Source organism: Streptomyces sp. NPDC006208 (genome assembly GCF_040613775.1).
Classification (GTDB): Bacteria; Actinomycetota; Actinomycetes; order Streptomycetales; family Streptomycetaceae; genus Streptomyces.
In genome coordinates this window covers 15545-31792 of record NZ_JBEXSW010000062.1, presented here as the reverse complement: position 1 = coordinate 31792, position 16248 = coordinate 15545, and the positions used below count along the sequence as shown (strand labels likewise).

At 70.6% G+C, this 16248-nt stretch carries 11 protein-coding genes and 1 pseudogene; 6 read left to right on the top strand and 6 right to left on the bottom strand.

What is annotated here, in order from left to right; all coding sequences use genetic code 11:
- Positions 1-20 precede the first annotated feature (20 nt).
- Together ABZ208_RS34705 and ABZ208_RS34700 are read left to right on the top strand one after the other, a co-directional pair.
- Complete coding sequence (locus tag ABZ208_RS34705; RefSeq protein WP_356913418.1) at positions 21-1268, top strand: flavin-dependent oxidoreductase; 1248 nt, start codon at positions 21-23, stop codon at positions 1266-1268.
- 87 nt (positions 1269-1355) lie between these two features.
- A pseudogene (locus tag ABZ208_RS34700) lies at positions 1356-1445 on the top strand (type II toxin-antitoxin system PemK/MazF family toxin); the annotation flags it as partial.
- Between the two features lie 124 nt (positions 1446-1569).
- Here the strand turns inward: ABZ208_RS34700 and ABZ208_RS34695 are convergent.
- Entirely contained in the window at positions 1570-2586 is a 1017-nt protein-coding gene (locus ABZ208_RS34695; RefSeq protein ID WP_356913417.1) for an aspartate-semialdehyde dehydrogenase, read from the bottom strand.
- Between the two features lie 260 nt (positions 2587-2846).
- Between ABZ208_RS34695 and ABZ208_RS34690 the strand changes: the two genes are divergently transcribed.
- Together ABZ208_RS34690 and ABZ208_RS34685 are read left to right on the top strand one after the other, a co-directional pair.
- The gene (locus ABZ208_RS34690; protein WP_356913428.1) at positions 2847-3278 is read left to right on the top strand and encodes a sigma-70 family RNA polymerase sigma factor; all 432 of its coding nucleotides are present in this window, start codon (positions 2847-2849) and stop codon (positions 3276-3278) included.
- The gene (locus ABZ208_RS34685; RefSeq protein WP_356913416.1) at positions 3275-3994 is read left to right on the top strand and encodes a hypothetical protein; all 720 of its coding nucleotides are present in this window, start codon (positions 3275-3277) and stop codon (positions 3992-3994) included. Before ABZ208_RS34690 ends, ABZ208_RS34685 begins: the two co-directional genes overlap by 4 nt.
- Before the next feature lie 83 nt (positions 3995-4077).
- On the opposite strand, the gene ABZ208_RS34680 is transcribed toward ABZ208_RS34685, so the two are convergent.
- Positions 4078-7416 (bottom strand): S8 family serine peptidase, encoded by a 3339-nt coding sequence (locus ABZ208_RS34680; protein WP_356913415.1) that lies wholly within the window; start codon positions 7414-7416, stop codon positions 4078-4080.
- Between the two features lie 819 nt (positions 7417-8235).
- Here ABZ208_RS34680 and ABZ208_RS34675 point away from each other — a divergent pair.
- Entirely contained in the window at positions 8236-8703 is a 468-nt protein-coding gene (locus ABZ208_RS34675) for an NUDIX hydrolase (RefSeq protein ID WP_356913414.1), read from the top strand.
- Here the strand turns inward: ABZ208_RS34675 and ABZ208_RS34670 are convergent.
- Both ABZ208_RS34670 and pepN read right to left on the bottom strand, forming a co-directional pair.
- Complete coding sequence (locus tag ABZ208_RS34670) at positions 8679-9668, bottom strand: hypothetical protein (protein ID WP_356913413.1); 990 nt, start codon at positions 9666-9668, stop codon at positions 8679-8681. The two genes, ABZ208_RS34675 and ABZ208_RS34670, sit on opposite strands and share 25 nt — an antisense overlap.
- 734 nt (positions 9669-10402) lie before the next feature.
- Complete coding sequence (gene pepN / locus ABZ208_RS34665; protein WP_356913412.1) at positions 10403-12976, bottom strand: aminopeptidase N; 2574 nt, start codon at positions 12974-12976, stop codon at positions 10403-10405.
- Between the two features lie 117 nt (positions 12977-13093).
- Here pepN and ABZ208_RS34660 point away from each other — a divergent pair, with 117 nt between their 5' ends.
- A complete protein-coding gene (locus ABZ208_RS34660; protein ID WP_356913411.1) occupies positions 13094-13732 on the top strand; it encodes a DsbA family protein in 639 nt (212 codons plus the stop codon).
- 117 nt (positions 13733-13849) lie between these two features.
- Here ABZ208_RS34660 and ABZ208_RS34655 read toward each other — a convergent pair whose 3' ends face one another.
- Together ABZ208_RS34655 and ABZ208_RS34650 are read right to left on the bottom strand one after the other, a co-directional pair.
- Positions 13850-14494 carry a superoxide dismutase gene (locus tag ABZ208_RS34655; protein WP_356913410.1) on the bottom strand — a complete coding sequence of 215 codons (645 nt, stop codon included), beginning with the start codon at positions 14492-14494 and terminating at the stop codon, positions 13850-13852.
- Positions 14495-14684: 190 nt separating this feature from the next.
- Positions 14685-16115: an amino acid permease gene (locus ABZ208_RS34650; protein ID WP_356913409.1), complete on the bottom strand. Its 1431-nt coding sequence runs from the start codon at positions 16113-16115 to the stop codon at positions 14685-14687.
- Positions 16116-16248 lie beyond the last annotated feature (133 nt).

Sequence of the window (16248 nt, the reverse complement as noted above, 5' to 3'; positions counted from 1 at the left end):
ATGGACAAGGGGGAGCGCACATGAGTGCCGACATCGTGATCGCAGGGGCCGGTATCGGCGGGCTGACCTGCGCCCTGACCCTGCACGAGACGGGGCTGCGCCCCCAGGTGGCCGAGTCGGCCCGGCAACTGTGGCCCGTCGGCGTGGGCATCAATCTGCTGCCGCACGCCGTGGCCGAGCTGACCGCGCTGGGCCTGGGCGACGCGCTCGCCGAAATCGCCGTCCCCACCGCCGAGATGGCCCACTTCGACCGGCACGGCAACCGCATCTGGGCCGAGCCGAGGGGCCGCGCGGCGGGGCACGAGTGGCCCCAGTACTCGCTGCACCGCGGCGAGCTCCAGCAGCTTCTGTACGACGCCGTACGCGACCGGCTGGGTCCGGACACCGTACGTACCGGCACCGCGCTGGACGGCTTCGAGCAGGACGGGCACGGAGATGGGGACGCGCTGCAGGTCTCCCTGCGTGACGTGGAGAGCGGCGCCCGCACCACCGTCCGCGCCGACGCCCTGATCGGCGCGGACGGACTGCACTCCACGGTCCGCAGGCGGCTCCACCCCGGCGAACAGCGGCTCCCCCTGTGGAACGGCATCCGGATGTGGCGTGGCACTGCTCTCGGCGAGCCGTTCCTCGACGGCCGCACAATGGTCATCGCCGGCAGCAACGCCACCGCCAAGCTGGTCGTCTACCCCATCTCGCGCCGCGCCGAGCGCCGTGGCGAGGCGCTGCTGAACTGGGTCGCCGAGGTCCGCGTCGGCACCCCGGGCCCGGTGGAGGGCGCCGCCTGGAACCGCACCGGGCGTCTCGACGACGTCCTTGCGTACTTCGCCGACTGGCGGCTCGACCGTATCGGCCTGGACGTACCCGCCCTGCTGGCCGCCACCGGCGAGATCCTCGAGTACCCCATGGCCGACCGTGACCCGCTGGAGCAGTGGGGCGCCGGCCGCGTCACCCTGCTCGGTGACGCCGCCCATCCCATGTACCCGATCGGCTCCAACGGCGGCTCGCAGGCAATCCTCGACGCCCGGGCGCTGGCGCGCTGCCTCACCGCGGCCCACTCGGTCCCGGCCGGCCTGCGCGCGTACGAGCAGCAGCGCACCGCCCCGGTGAACGCCCTGGTCACGGCGATGCGTGAGATGCCTGCCGATCGCCTGCTGCGGGCCGTGGCCGAGCGCGCCCCGGACGGCTTCGAGCGGGTGGAGGACGTGCTCACCGCGGAGGAACTGGCCTCGATCGACGCGGCCTACCGCAGGACGTCGGCGGCGCGGTGAGCGCCGCGGTGCCAACGCGGTGGTGGCCGCGGCCGGCCGCGGCGTGATCACCGCTGCCCACCTCGAGCACCTACACACCCGTTCCAGGTGCTGCTCCCGGCAGCCGAGTGCCGTCGGACCAAGGACTCCGGGGCGCAGTGCGAGCAGGTCCGCGCGACGGCGTGGGAGCGCCTTCGGCAACGCATCGGCTCGGTGCCGCGGCAGCGCACGGCCGACGTCGACGCGCCGCTGCGTCGTCATCCGGCTCTCGGAACGCCGAGGGGGCGGGCGCCCCCGGCGCCCGCCCCCTCGGACTGCTGTCTCAGCCGCGCAGCTCCGCCGCCACCAGCTCCGCGATCTGCACCGCGTTCAGCGCCGCGCCCTTGCGCAGGTTGTCGTTGGACAGGAACAGCGCGAGGCCGTTCTCGACGGTCTCGTCCACGCGGATACGGCCCACGTACGACGCGTCCTTGCCCGCCGCCTGGAGCGGGGTCGGGATCTCGGAGAGCTCGACGCCCTGCGCGTCCTTCAGCAGCTCGTAGGCGCGCTCCACGGAGATCGGACGCGCGAAGCGGGCGTTGACCTGGAGCGAGTGGCCGGAGAAGACCGGGACGCGGACGCAGGTGCCGGACACCTTGAGGTCCGGGATCTCCAGGATCTTGCGGGACTCGTTGCGGAGCTTCTGCTCCTCGTCGGTCTCGTGGGAGCCGTCGTCGACGATCGATCCGGCCAGCGGCAGGACGTTGAAGGCGATGGGGCGCCGGTACACGCCAGGCTCGGGGTAGGCGATGGCCTCGCCGTCGTGGGTGAGCTCGGTGGCGCGCGGGGCGACGGCCTTGACCTGGTCGTCGAGCTCGGCGACGCCCGCGAGGCCCGAGCCCGACACAGCCTGGTACGTGGTGGCGACCATGGCGGTCAGCCCCGCCTCCTGGTGCAGCGGCTTGAGCACCGGCATCGCGGCCATCGTCGTGCAGTTCGGGTTGGCGATGATGCCCTTGGGGCGGTCCTTGATCGCGTGCGGGTTCACCTCGGAGACGACGAGCGGGACCTCGGGGTCGCGGCGCCAGGCGGAGGAGTTGTCGATCACGACAGCACCCTGCGCGGCGACCTTCTCGGCGAGCGCCCTGGAGGTCGCGCCACCGGCGGAGAAGATGGCGATGTCGAGGCCGGAGTAGTCGGCGGTGGACGCGTCCTCGACCGTCACACCGTCGAGGACGGTACCGGCGGACCGGGCCGAGGCGAACAGCCTCAGCTCGTCGACCGGGAACTTCCGCTCGATGAGGATCCTGCGCATGACCGTGCCGACCTGACCGGTGGCTCCGACGATTCCGACCCTCACGACGACTCCTTCGTGCTGATTCGTGCAGTTCTGCTGGCCTGGGTGCCGCTCCATGATGCGTATGTCCCCGGCGGTCTTGTCCAATCCATTGCCCGAAGTGCGAGACGAGCCGAACGTTTCGCCGGCCTCCCGCGTCACAGGTGGCAGCAAGCGGGAGGGAGGCGCGGGTGGCGCTGTGGAGGAGACCCCGGGGGACGGGGGAGGACCCGTTGGACGCAGCGCTCGTGGACCGGGTGCGCGCGATCCTCGCGCTGGGCGGCATGGCGCACGCGGACCTGCCGGACGGGGTGCAGCAGGTACGGCTCAAGCTGATGGAGGCCCGGGCGAAGGAAGGCGGCGCCCCGCGGGACACCGCCGCCTGGTGCGCCGTCGTCGCCTCGAACGTCGCCGCCGACTGGCACCGGGCGCGACGCAGGAGGGAGCGGCTCGACGAGCGGCTGATCGCGCTGAGGCCGTGGGAGACGGTGCAGCGGGGCGGCGAGGAGGCCAGCGCGCTGGCGCTGACGGTGGCCGAGGGGCTCGAGGCGCTGCCGCTGGAGCAGCGCCGGGTGGTGGTCCTGCGCTTCTACGCGGACCTGCCCCTGGCCCGGATCGCCGAAGCCCTGGAGATTCCCGAGGGAACGGTCAAGAGCCGGCTGCACACCGCCATGCGCGCCATGCGGAAGCGGCTGCGGGCCGAGGAGGTGGTGTGACGGTGGACGAGCACGGCATGGATCCGGTGGCGCTCGCGATGATCGGCGAGCCGGTGCCGGCGGGTGCGGAGCGCGATCCGCAGGTCGCGGCGGCGGCGGCCGACGCGGCCCTGCTGCGTGAGCAGCTCAGGTTCATCGGGGACCACCTCGCCCGGGAGCCCGCCGCACGCGCGGTGCAGAGGCCGGCGCGCGGGCGGCGCAGGCTCGTCATGGCCCTCGCGGCGTCGGTGGCCACGGCGGCGGTCGGCCTTGCAGGGGCCTACCTCGGGGCGCACAACGGCACGGGAGCCGGTGGCGGCACCGCCGCCGCCGAGGACTCGGCGAAGCTCACGCCGGAGGGCCAGGTCGCCTGTGCCGCGTACATCGTCGAGGGCACGGTGGCGCAGGTCGAGGCGCTGGGCGGCGGGAGGGGCCTGCGGGTCGACCTGTTCGTGGACCGCTCGTACATGCCGCAGTACCGCGCGCGGCGGGACATCACCTTCACCGCGTCCGGTGACGGCGACGACGGGTACTTCCGGAGCGGCGTGCGGATGCTCGTCATGGTCTCCCGGTTCCCGGGCGAGGAGCCGATCACCTTCCGGGAGGGTGACGCCGCCCCGCTGCCGCCCGTGGGAGACGACGTGGGCCCTGTGCGCGACCACCTCGACTACGGCCGCAAGTGGGTACAGAAGGCGCTGCCCGGCGCACGCGGTGTCGAGTGCCCCGGCCGTGGCTGAGCAGGCAGGAAGGCTGAGCAGGCAGACAGGGCGAAGGGCGGGCGCCCGTTGCGGGCGCCCGCCCCCTCGTGCCGTTCACACCGTTACGGCGTGACCTTCTCGATCACCACGCTGCCGGTGCCCGCGGCGGTGCCGCGTGCGTTCTGCAGCTGCACCTCGCCGAAGAACTGCCGGCCGGCCGGTGCCTCGCTCGCCACGACGACCTCGGCGGCGACCTCCGCCGTCGCGCCGCCCGGGAGCTTCACCGGGGTGGCGTCGACCTTGACCGAGCCGAGCGCCGCCGAGAAGTACACGTCGCGGTAGTCGAACGTGGTGGTCCCGGCCGGAACCGAGTAGCCGTCGACCACGATCAGGTACGTGCCCGCGGCCGGCTTCACCAGGCTCACGGCCTCCTCGGAGTCTCCGTCGGCGGCCTGGCCGACCACGACCCCGTCCTTCACGACCAAGAGGTCCAGGTCCGCGCCGTTGTCCGACGGCGAGCCGATGGCCACGTCGAGCCGCTCGACACCCTCACCGATGGTGACGGAACGGACCTGCCGGGCACCGTCCGCGATCGTGGGACGCTCCACCTTGGCCGAGCCGAGTGAACCGCCCACCAGTTTGCCGTCGATGGCGGCGAAGCCGTTGGAGACGTTCCACTTCACCGGCGCCGGGGTGCCGATCTTCGCCTCGGGCAGCGTCTTCACAGCCGGGTCGAAGTCCGCGCCGAGCACCGTCACATCGAGCTTGTACGGGTTGTTCAGCAGCGGCGACGTACGCCGCGACTCGACCTCGATCTCCCAGACGCCGGGCAGCGGTTCGGCGTACGAACGCACGTCCGGGCGGCAGGTGTTGGCCGGGTTGTCGTAGTTCGGGTAGCAGAAGGTCGTCGAGTTCTCGTCGACCGGCAGACCGTACGGGTGGATCGAGATGAACCGGGTCTGGCTGCCCGCGCTCAGTCCGCCGAGGGCGACCTCGAGGTTCTTGGCGCCCGCCGGCACGTTGATGAAGTACGACTTCGAGCTGTTGCGCTGGACCGAGCCGCTCGCCGAGAGGGAGTAGCCGGGCTTCGTCAGCTCGCCCGCGACCACGACCGTGGCGAGGATCTGCTTGTCGACGCCCTCGGTGTCCTCGTCGTCGGCCTCGAGGATCGCACTGTGCACACCGGCGGAGCCGGGGCGTGCCTGGACCTTGACGGTGACCGGCTGGTTCAGCGGCAGGTCGACCTCGTCGTCACCGAGCAGCCGGAAGGTGCCGTCGTTGTTCTTCCAGTCGAGCTCGTGCTCGATGGGACGGTCCGGACCGGTGGTGCGGGTGATCGTGACGTCGTACGTCTTCTTCTGACCCGCCTTCAGGCCGCCCTCACGGTCGTAGAGACCGGTGCCGAAGCCCGGCTCCTTGAGCGCGAAGTCGATCGAGGTGTCGACGGGGGCCTTGACCTTGTACTCGTGGGCGGTCGCACCGTCCTTGACGGCCTCCCATGCCTCGACGATGTCGATCAGACCGGCGCCCTGCTCATGCGCCTGGACACCGCTGATCTTCCGCGCGGTGCTGGTGAGCGCGGTGCGCAGATCGGCCGGGTTCAGATCGATCTTCCGCTGCTTGGCCGCGGAGAGCAGCAGTGCGCTCGCACCGGCGACCTGCGGCGAGGACATCGACGTGCCCTGCAGCATGGAGTACCCGGCCGGGAGCGCGTAGCCCGCCTCCTTGACCGGGCCGCCGGGCGACCAGGTCTGGGTGGTGTTGATGGCCGCGCCGGGACCGGTGATGGTCGGCGTGAAGCCGCCGTCCTCGCGCGGGCCGCGGGAGGAGAAGGGGAGCATCGCGTACGGCTTGGCCACCGTGGAGCCGTAGTTGGCGGCCCAGGTCTGCCGGGAGATCGAGGCGCCGACGGAGATGACCTTGTCCGCCAGACCGGGGTCACCGATGGTGTTGGTGCCCGGGCCCTCGTTGCCCGCCGAGATGACCAGCTGGACGCCGTGGGTGTCGATCAGCCGGGTGTAGAGCTCGGCGCGGGCGTTGTTGCCGTCGTTGAGGGGCGGCAGTCCGCCGATCGACATGTTGACGATGTCGACACCGCGGTTGGTGACGAGGTCGATCATGCCCTCGGTGAGCGCGATGTTGGTGCAGCCGCCGCTCCAGGTGCAGGCGCGGGACGAGACCAGCTTGGCGCCGGGCGCGGCACCGTTCATCCGGCCACCGAAGAGGCTGTTGGCGGCGGTGATACCGGCGACGTGCGTGCCGTGCGAGCCCTCGATGACGCCGATGTTGACGAAGTCGGACTTCGTGCCGGCCGCGTCGACCACCACGTCCTTGCGGATCTCGATGACGAACGGGATACGCTCGACGACCTCGGTGGCCGGGTTGTCGGTACCGAAGTAGCCGACCTGGAAGCCGTCCTTGTACGGCTTCATCGCCACGTCGTCGCCGAAGTCGCCGTTGTTGTTCAGGTCGACCCGGGCGGTGCCGGCGGCCGCGTCGTAGAGGACGCCCCAGACGTCGGTGGTGTCACCGTCGCGGTTGAGGTCGCCCGCCATGTCGCCGCCCTTGGTGGCGGCTTCCTCGAACTTGCGGTACTTGAACGAGCCGGCCGGGGCGGTCCAGGTGCGGTCGTCCGCGGTGAACGTCGGGCCGGTGACCTCGACGTTCATCTGGCGCCAGGTGCCGTCGCCGTCGGCGACCGGGTCGGTCGCGGTGACCCAGTCGACGATCTTGCGCTCGCCTGTGGTGGTCTTCTGCAGCGCGGGGTGACCCAGGTCGACACCGGAGTCGAGGATGCCGATGGTCACGCCGCGGCCGTCGGCCTTGGGGTGGTCCTCGACGAACTCCACCGCGCCCGTCTCGAAGGACGGGTTGTACGGGTTCTTCGCGGGCGTGCGCTTGCCCGGCGCCGGGTAGCTTCCGGCCGTGGCGCCCGAGGTGCGGGAGCCATTGGGCGAGGTGGCGATCCCGTTGGCCGTGCCGGGCGAGGTGCCCAGGCCGTCCGGGGTCGGGTCGTCCAGCTTGATCTCGTGCTTGAGGTCGATCCCGTGCACGGAGGACAGCTTCTGGGCTGCCTTGAGTGCGGCGTCCGCCTTGGTGGTCGGCAGGGTGGCCCGTACGTAACCGAGCTTGTCGTCCGTCTTGCCGACCGTGGCGCCGGGCACCGCGTCGAGCTGGTCCGCGACCTGCTCGGTGGCGCCGGGCGCGGTGGCGACCATCACGGTGACGCTCTTCTGGCCCTTGGCCTCGGCCTGGGCGAGCAGATCGGCGTCGGCCGTACCGAGCTTGTCGGTGGAAGCCTTGACGGGGGCGGAGCCTGCCGGGTCGTCGGCGGCACCCGCCGAGAACGCCGGTGCGGCGCCGGTGGCGACCAGCGCGGCCACGAGACCGGCTGCGGCTGCCACGCGTGCCGCGCGTCTCCGCCCTTTTATGGAGCTCTGGGACTCGGGGGTCATCAGCATCCCTGTTTGTGAAAGAAGAGGGTCCGGAATTCGGTGCCGGATGACCGCTCACCCTTTCGTAAATGACAGGGGTTTGTGGAGAGTTGCTGAAGGCGGGATGTTGCCATGGCGTACATCCGCCACTGCGGAGTATGCGCCATGAGGATCAAACAGGGATGAACCGCCGCGCCGGAGGCGGCCGGACGAGGTCTGGTCCGTACCGGGGCGGAACCGGACGGTCAGCTTACGTGGGGCTGACGTAGTGCCGGGACGCCATGGGCAGTGGCATCGAGCCCGTCGCCGACGGTCCTCGGACTCCGGCCCACGAGACCGAACGGGGGTCTTCGCCGGCTGCCCCGACCACCTGCAGAAGCGGGAGCTGTACGAAGGCGTTGCGGCCGCGGGCACCCGAGCGGAGCCGTGCGGCACGGTGCGCGCCTCACCCCCGGCCAGGAGGCGTTCATCCGCGCCGCCGACACCTTCTTCATCGCCACCGGCACCGAGCACGGCGTCGAGGCCGGCCATCGGGGCGGCAACCCGGCTTCGTCCGGGTGGGCTCGCCCGTCTTGTTCAGCCGGCCCGACTACCGGGGCACGCGAGGGTCCTGACCCTGGGCAATCCGGAGCAGGACCCGCGCGCCGGACTGCTGCTGCTCGACCGGAGCACGGGAACCACGCTCCCGCTCACGGGTTCGGCCCGTACCGAGCACGGGGCCCGACGGGGACCGCACCGTCCGCTTCACGGAGGCTCGGATGCGGCAGGCACAAGGCGCTTCGCCGCCGCGCCGGCCGCAGCCCGAGTACTCGCCCGCGAACCCGCCTGTTTGACTAATCTCACGGGATGAACAAGGAGTTGAGGGTCGCGGCCTACGCGGTGTGCGTACAGAAGGAGCAGATACTGCTGGCGCGCTTCGTGGCCCGCGACGGGACCAGGAAGTGGACACTGCCCGGCGGGGGCATGGACCACGGGGAGGACCCGCTGGACACCGTCGTCCGTGAGGTCGAGGAGGAGACCGGGTACACGGCGGAGATGACCGCACTGCTCGGTCTGGACTCGATCCGCCGCCACTATGCGCGCCGGCTCGGCGCCACCGCGGACTTCCAGGGACTGCGGATCGTGTACGAGGGGCGGATCACCGGCGGTTCGCTGCGCAGCGAGACGAACGGCTCGACGGACCTCGCCGCCTGGTACCCGCTGGAGGCGTTGCCCTCTCTCGACCGGGTCGAACTGGTCGACGTCGGGCTGGAGCTGTGGCGCTCCAGACCCCCGGTCGGCCGGTCCGCTCAGCGCGGCAGCACCACCACATAGGCTGCCGGCTCGCGGTCCACGGCTGCCATCAGGGCCGTACGGATCACGACCGCCTGCTGATCGGGCGACTCCCGGAGCTTGCGCGGCGTGATGTGGACGACGGTGATGCCGAGCCGCTCCAGATGTTCCCGCTTGCGGACGGACGCCGACCACCTGGCGTCGTCGTCCTGCCGGGGCGCACGGGTGTCCAGTTCCACGGCGACGGCCTGCTCGGGCCAGTACGCGTCCACCCCGCCGAGATGAGGGCCGCCGGGCAGCCGCAGATCCACGTTCCACAAAGGCTCGGGAAGCCGGTTCCCGCGCACCACCTCGTACAGCCGGCCCTCGGACAGCGCCCGGCCCTCGGCGAGCAGCGAGTCGACCGCACCGACGACATGGGGGAGATCGAGGAGCCGGGTGTCGTTCAACTCCCTTACGAGTATCGCGGGTTCGCAATGGCCGCCGCGCACGGCCTCGGTCAGCAGCGCGCGCACGGCCTTGGCGTCGGCGAGCTGAGCGACGGCATCCGCGACGGCCCGCGCCACAGGTGCCACCGGCAGCCCGGTGATCTGCAGCGACGCCGGCAAGGCATGCGCCCGCACCAGCCGGACACACCCGGTCGACCGCAGCCGCCGGGTACGCGCCACGAGCACGTCGATGAACTCGAGCGACATCAGCGGCGTCGCGGTCGAGAAGCCGTACAGGGCGAGCGCGGCCATCCCGGTGATCATGGCCTCATCGGCATCCCGCCGCCCGGCGTACAGCAGCGCCCCGTGCAGCCGCTCCTGGCTGGTCGGCGTCCCGGGCCGCAGCAGATACACCCCGGGCAACATCAACTGCCAGGTCCCACCGGCCCGGCACTGCTCGGCAATCCGCGCGGGGGCCACCCCGAGCGCCCGCAACTGCGATGTGGACATCACCCGCTGCTGCACCTCGGAGAGGTGGCTGAGGGGGAGGGGGGAGAGGGGAGTGTTGGACTGCGTCATGCCGGGGAGATGCCCACACCTCCGCAGCCCGCTAACCGCTGTTACAAGCCCGTCGACATTCCGGCACAAGCCTGCCCTAAAGTGCAAGCGTTCGACTGCCGATCAGGATCGCTGGGCCGTATGGCTGACGTGCGGGAACGGGGCGGACAGCGCCGGCCACGCCTTGCCGGCCCCGGCCGGCTTCTGCGGAGGGGGCGCGCGCCGTGCCCGCTGACGCCCCCCGGATCCCCTGGCTGCGGGCGAGTTCACCGGCATCGTCCTGCCCGGGATCCTCTGGCTCAGCGCCCTTCTCCCGGTTCTTTCCGGTCCCGCGGGCCCTGGCATGCCCCCACGGCCTTTCGGCGTGGGAAGTACCCCCAACCCCCAGGCCTTTCGGCGTGGGGAGGTGTCCCACTCCGTGGCCCGCGGGGGAGGTGTCCCCATCCCCGTGTCCCCTCAGGCAGGGGAGGCGCCCCAGCAGCGGACGCGGCTCATGGATCCGGCCTGATCCGAAAGAAGGCAGAGCCCCAGCCCGCCGGGGTCAGCGACCGGTCCGTCGGGCGATGGCCCTGGGCGCCGCCCAGGGGCATCGCCACAGTGGGCACCGCTTCCGCGTTCCGCTGCCGGATTCCGTCCGCGTGGCGCGCAGCATCCGTCCGCGGAGGCAGGGGCCGGCACGGTGACGCGAAGCGGGGGTCCCCGCCGCCGCAAGGTGTAGCGGGAAGGGCGGGGACATCCCCGCCCTTCCCCACCGCTCAGCCCGCCGACGCCCCCGCGTCACACGCCTGCGCGCGCAGCGCCCTCGCCAGGTCGTCGCGGGATTCCAGGACCAGTCGGCGCAGGGCCGGAGCCGAGGACTCGTGGGTGCTCAGCCACTCGTCCGTCGCCGTCAGCGTCGACTCGTCGTCCTGGAGCGACGGGTACAGGCCCCGCACCACATCCATCGCGATCTGGATCGACCGCTTCGACCACACCCGCTCGATCGCCTCGAAGTACTTCGGTGTGAACGGCGCCAGCAGCTCGCGCTGCCCCGGCTGGACGAAGCCCGCGATCGTCGCCTCCACCAGCGCGTTGGACAGGGTGTCCGACTCCACGACCGCCGCCCACGCCTGGTCCTTGACCGCCGCCGACGGCCGCGCCGCCAGGCAGCGGACCTGGTGGCGCTTGCCCGAGGCCGTGTCGTCACGGGCCAGTTCCGCCGAGATGACGGACTCGTCCGCCACCCCGTGCGCGGCCAGCGGCTCCAGGAACGCCCAGCGCAGCTCCTGGTCGACGTCGAGGCCGTCGACCTTCGCCGTGCCCTCCAGCAGCCCGGTCAGCAGTTGGAAGTCCGCCTCGCTCCGGGCGACCGCCGCGAAGAACCGCGCCCATGTCAGCTGGTGCTGGCTCCCGGCATCGGCCAGCCGCAGCTCCCGCAGCGCTCCCTCGGCGAGCAGCCGCCCGCCCTCCTCGCGCCACGCCGGAGCCGCGTAGTGGTCGAGCGCCGCCCGCGCCCACGCGTGCAGCATCTGCAGTACGCCGATGTCCGACTCGCGCCCGGCGAATGTCAGCACCAGGTCGATGAAGTCCCGCGCCGGCATCAGCGCGTCCCGCGTCAGGTTCCACAGCGCCGACCAGCACAGTGCCCGCGCCAGTGGGTCCGTGATGTCGCCCAGGTGCGCCCGCAGCGCCTCCAGCGACCCCTCGTCGAAGCGGATCTTGCAGTACGTCAGGTCATCGTCGTTGACGAGAACCAGCTCCGGCCGCTCCGCGCCCGCCAGCTCGGCCACCACCGTCCGCACCCCGGCTACATCAGCCTCGGCACGCGCGTACCGCACGAGCTCCGTGCCCTCGACCCGGTACAGGCCGACCGCCACCCTGTGCGGACGAAGCTCCGCCCCGTCCTGGACCACGGCGAGCTCGGTGATCCGGCCACCCGCGTCGTACGTGACCTGCGGCGTCAGCGAGTTGACCCCGGACGTCTGGAGCCATGACCGCGACCAGGCCTTCATGTCGCGCCCGGACGTCTCCTCCAGCACCGACAGCAGATCGCCGAGCTGTGTGTTCCCGTAGGCGTGCCGCTTGAAGTAGCGCCGTGCTCCATCCAGGAACGCGTCCCGCCCCGCGTACGCCACCAGCTGCTTGAGCACCGAAGCGCCCTTGGCGTAGGTGATCCCGTCGAAGTTGAGCTTGGCGTCCTCCAGGTCACGGATGTCGGCCGTGACCGGGTGCGTGGACGGCAGCTGGTCGGCCCGGTAGGCCCACGCCTTGCGGTTGTTGGCGAAGGTCACCCACCCGTTGGTGAACCGCGTCGCCTCCACCATCGAGAACGACCCCATGAAGTCCGCGAAGGACTCCTTCAGCCACAGGTCGTCCCACCACTGCATGGTGACCAGGTCGCCGAACCACATGTGCGCCATCTCGTGCAGGATCACATTCGCCCGGCGCTCGTACGAGGCTGTCGTGACCTTCCCGCGGAAGATGTACTCCTCGCGGAAGGTGACCATGCCCGGGTTCTCCATCGCTCCGAGGTTGTACTCGGGCACGAAGGCCTGGTCGTACTTCCCGAAGGGGTACGGGTAGTCGAAGTGGTCGTGGAAGAAGTCGAAGCCCTGCTTGGTGACGAGGAAGACGTCGTCCGCGTCGAAGTGCTTCGCCAGCCCCTTGCGGCACATGGCGCCGAGCGGAATCCGCAGCGTCGTGCCGTCCGCCAGCTCCCGCTCGTACAGGTCGGTCACATAGTGGTACGGACCTGCCACGACGCAGGTGATGTAGGTGGAGATCGGCCTGGTCGGGGCGAACCGCCACACGCCGTCCTCACCGCGCGTGCCCTCGCCGTTGCTCCACACCGTCCAGGCATCGGGCGCGGTTACCTCGAAGCGGAACGGCGCCTTGAGATCCGGCTGTTCGAAGGTGGCGAAGACCCGGCGGGCGTCGGCCGGCTCGTACTGCGTGTACAGATAGACCTCACCGTCCTCCGGGTCGACGAAGCGGTGCAGTCCCTCGCCGGTACGGCTGTACGCGCACTGCGCGTCCACCACCAGGACGTTCTCGGCGGCGAGAGAGTCCAGCGCGATCCTCGAGCCGTCGAAGGCCGTGGCGGGGTCCAGCTCCTCCCCGTTGAGTGTGATGCCGGTCACGGCGGGGGCGATCAGATCCACGAACGTCGACGCGCCCGGTTCGGCGGCCCGGAACCGGATCGTCGTCACCGACCGGAAGGTGCGCGGCCCCGAGCCCTCTTCGGACTCCCCGACTGCGGAACGCACGTCGAGGGCAACCTCATACCCGTCGACGGACAGCAGCCCGGCCCGGGTACGGGCCTCGTCGCGGGACAGATTCTCACCGGGCACAAGCACTCCTTCGTGTCTCGTTCGAACAGAATTGATCCTCCCATGGGAATTGATCGGCCGGCCGATGGCGTTGCCCGAGCGACGCAGGCACAACCTGGCGCCCATGTGAGGAGAGAGATGACTCAGAACGGCAGGACCCCGGTCGACTTCTGGTTCGACCCGCTGTGCCCGTGGGCGTGGATGACCTCGCGCTGGATGCTCGAGGTCGAGAAGGTACGTGACGTCGAGGTCCGCTGGCATGTGATGAGCCTTGCCGTGCTGAACGAGGACAAGCTGGACGAGCTGCCGGAGACCTACCGCGAGATGCTCGCCACGAAGGCCTGGGGCCCGGTCCGGGTCGTCACCGCCGCCCAGCAGGAGCACGGGGACGAGGTGCTCGGCAGGCTCTACACCGCGCTCGGCACCCGCTTCCACAACGAGGGCCAGGGCCCTGTCCGGGACGCGGTGGTCGCGGCACTGGAGGACGTCGGTCTGCCCGTCTCCCTGGCGGACTACGCGGACAAGGACACCTACGACGCCCAACTGCGCGCCTCCCACAAGGAGGGCATCGAGAAGGTCGGCCAGGAGGTCGGCACCCCGGTCATAGCGGTGCCCGGTGCGGACGGCGAGCAGATCGCCTTCTTCGGGCCGGTCGTCACCCCCGCCCCCAAGGGCGAAGATGCGGCCAAGCTCTGGGACGGCACGCTGTTGGTGGCGTCGATCCCGGGCTTCTACGAGATCAAGCGCACGCGCACACAGGGGCCCATCTTCGACTGATCGGCCTGGAGGCACAGAAGGACCCCCGCGAGTCATGTCCTCGCGGGGGTCCTTCCTCTTTCCGCCTGCCCGGTGAAGGCTGAGAAGACGATCACGAGCAGGACGACTGTGCCCCGGTCAGGGGGCGATCAGCGGTGTGCGCTCCTTGGCGCGCTCGTACCGCTTCGCCACGTCCTGCCAGTTCACGACCTGCCACATCGCGTCGATGAAGTCGACCTTCTGGTTCTTGTACTGCAGATAGAAGGCGTGCTCCCAGGCGTCGAAGACCAGGATCGGGACGGTGCCCTGGCCGACATTGCCCTGGTGGTCGTAGACCTGCTCGACGATGAGCCGACCGCTCACCGGCTCGTACGCGAGCACGCCCCAGCCCGAACCCTGCGTGGTCGCCGAGGCCTTGGTCATCTGGGACCTGAATGCGGCGAACGAGCCGAAGGACCCGGCGATCGCGTCCGCGAGCTCGCCGACGCCGTCCTGGTCCAGCGGCTCACCGCCGCCGCCCTCCTTCGGGCCCGTCATGTTGTGCCAGTAGATGCTGTGCAGGATGTGGCCGGAGAGATGGAACGCGAGGTTCTTCTCCAGACCGTTGATCGCGCTCCAGGCTTCCTTGTCGCGGGCCTCCGCGAGCTGTTCAAGGGTGTCGTTCGCGCCCTTCACATACGCCGCGTGGTGCTTGTCGTGGTGGAGCTCGACGATCTGCGGACTGATGACCGGCTCGAGCGCCGCGTAGTCGTACGGGAGTTCAGGAAGCGTGTAAGTGGCCATGATCCGGTCCCTCCGGGTGCTGCTTATTGCGCATCTTATGCAACTGCACACTAGCAGCGGCAAGAGTGAATGATGATCAGGTGCCGGCCCCGGTCGATGGCGCGCCGCCTCCGGGGTCCCTGAACGCGCAGGACCCCCGGGCCGGGGCGGCCCAGGGGTCCTGCGCGGGGCAGCGGTCAGCTGCCGTGGCTCACTCGGCGGCACGCTCCTCGGCCGCCTCGGCCGAGGGTGCGGCCGACCCCCGGACCCTCTGCACGACGTAGCCCGTGACGGCCAGCACCACGGTCATCACACCGGTCGCGAGCAGCTGGTCGCGGGTGTCGGGCTGACGGAGCATGAGGACGAAGATTCCGGCCATGCCCGCGATCGCGACCCAGGTCAGCACCGGGTACAGCCACATACGGACGACAAGCTTCTCCGGGCCCTCGCGCTCCAGGCGGCGGCGCAGCAGCAGCTGGGAGACGGCCACGAACAGCCAGACGACCAGGATCACCGCGCCGATCATGTTCAGCAGCCAGGGGAAGACGTCGTCCGGGCGCCAGTAGCTGAGCAGCACGCACAGGAAGCCGAAGACCGAGGAGACGAGGACGGCGATCCGCGGCACACCGCCCGAGATCTTCCCGATCGCCCTCGGCCCCTGGCCGCGTGCGACCAGTGAGTACGCCATACGGGAGGCGCCGTAGATGTTGGCGTTCATCGCCGAGAGCAGTGCGACCAGCACCACGACCTGCATCACGATGCCCGCGCCCGGAATGTCGAGATGGTTCAGCGCGGTGACGTACGGACCCTTGTCGGGGTTGGCGACGTCCGGGTCGTTCCACGGCACCAGCGTGACGATGACCGCCATCGAGCCGATGTAGAAGAGCGCGATGCGCCACATCGCCGTCCGCACGGCCCTGGCGACACCCTGGACGGGGTGCTCGGACTCGGCGGCCGCGATGGTGACCGTTTCCAGGCCGCCGTAGGCGAACACGGACGCGAGCAGACCGATGACCAGGCCCTCGGAGCCGTTCGGCAGGAAGCCGCCGTCGCCGGTGAGGTTGGTGGCGCCGGGGGCCTCGGTGCCGGGCAGCAGGCCGGCGATCGCGAGGCCGCCGAGGATCAGGAACAGCGTGATCGCGCCGACCTTGAGGGCCGCGAACCAGAACTCGAACTCGCCGAAGTTCTTCACCGCGGCCAGGTTCGTACCGCAGAACACCAGCATGAACAGTGCGACCCAGGCCCACTCGGGCGTCCCCGGCAGCCAGCCGCTGACGATCTTCGCAGCACCGATGCCCTCGAGGCCCACCGCGACGGACAGCAGCACCCAGAACGACCAGCCGGCCGTGAAGCCCGCCCACGGCCCGATGGCCCGCTCGGCATGTACAGAGAAGGAGCCGGACGCCGGGTTCGCCGCCGACATCTCGCCCAGCATGCGCATCACGAGCATGACGAGCAGACCGGACACGGTGTAGGCGAGGACGATGCCGGGTCCGGCGGCGGCGATACCCGCACCGGAGCCGACGAACAGGCCGGCCCCGATCACACCGCCGAGGGCGATCATCGACAGATGGCGTTGCTTGAGTCCGTGCGTGAGCGGCGTGCCGGCCTTGCGGTCGACGGGCGCGGAGGTTTGTGACATGGACGTGCCCTGTTCATTGGCTGAGACGGGGGAGCGGACGCCAGTGTGGGCACGAGTTCCGTTCACGCGGAATGCGCGTCCGCTATACGGGCACGATGCTCACACAAGGTCAACACGCAGGTACGGCACGCCC

What these genes read in the sequence shown, in the direction of transcription:
- ABZ208_RS34705 (WP_356913418.1), top strand. Translation starts at nt 21, where the DNA reads ATGAGTGCCGACATCGTGATCGCAGGGGCCGGTATCGGCGGGCTGACC.
- ABZ208_RS34690 (WP_356913428.1), top strand. Translation starts at nt 2,847, where the DNA reads ATGGCGCACGCGGACCTGCCGGACGGGGTGCAGCAGGTACGGCTCAAG.
- ABZ208_RS34680 (WP_356913415.1), bottom strand. Translation starts at nt 7,416, where the DNA reads ATGCTGATGACCCCCGAGTCCCAGAGCTCCATAAAAGGGCGGAGACGC.
- ABZ208_RS34675 (WP_356913414.1), top strand. Translation starts at nt 8,236, where the DNA reads ATGAACAAGGAGTTGAGGGTCGCGGCCTACGCGGTGTGCGTACAGAAG.
- ABZ208_RS34670 (WP_356913413.1), bottom strand. Translation starts at nt 9,668, where the DNA reads ATGACGCAGTCCAACACTCCCCTCTCCCCCCTCCCCCTCAGCCACCTC.
- ABZ208_RS34660 (WP_356913411.1), top strand. Translation starts at nt 13,094, where the DNA reads ATGACTCAGAACGGCAGGACCCCGGTCGACTTCTGGTTCGACCCGCTG.
- ABZ208_RS34655 (WP_356913410.1), bottom strand. Translation starts at nt 14,494, where the DNA reads ATGGCCACTTACACGCTTCCTGAACTCCCGTACGACTACGCGGCGCTC.
- ABZ208_RS34650 (WP_356913409.1), bottom strand. Translation starts at nt 16,115, where the DNA reads ATGTCACAAACCTCCGCGCCCGTCGACCGCAAGGCCGGCACGCCGCTC.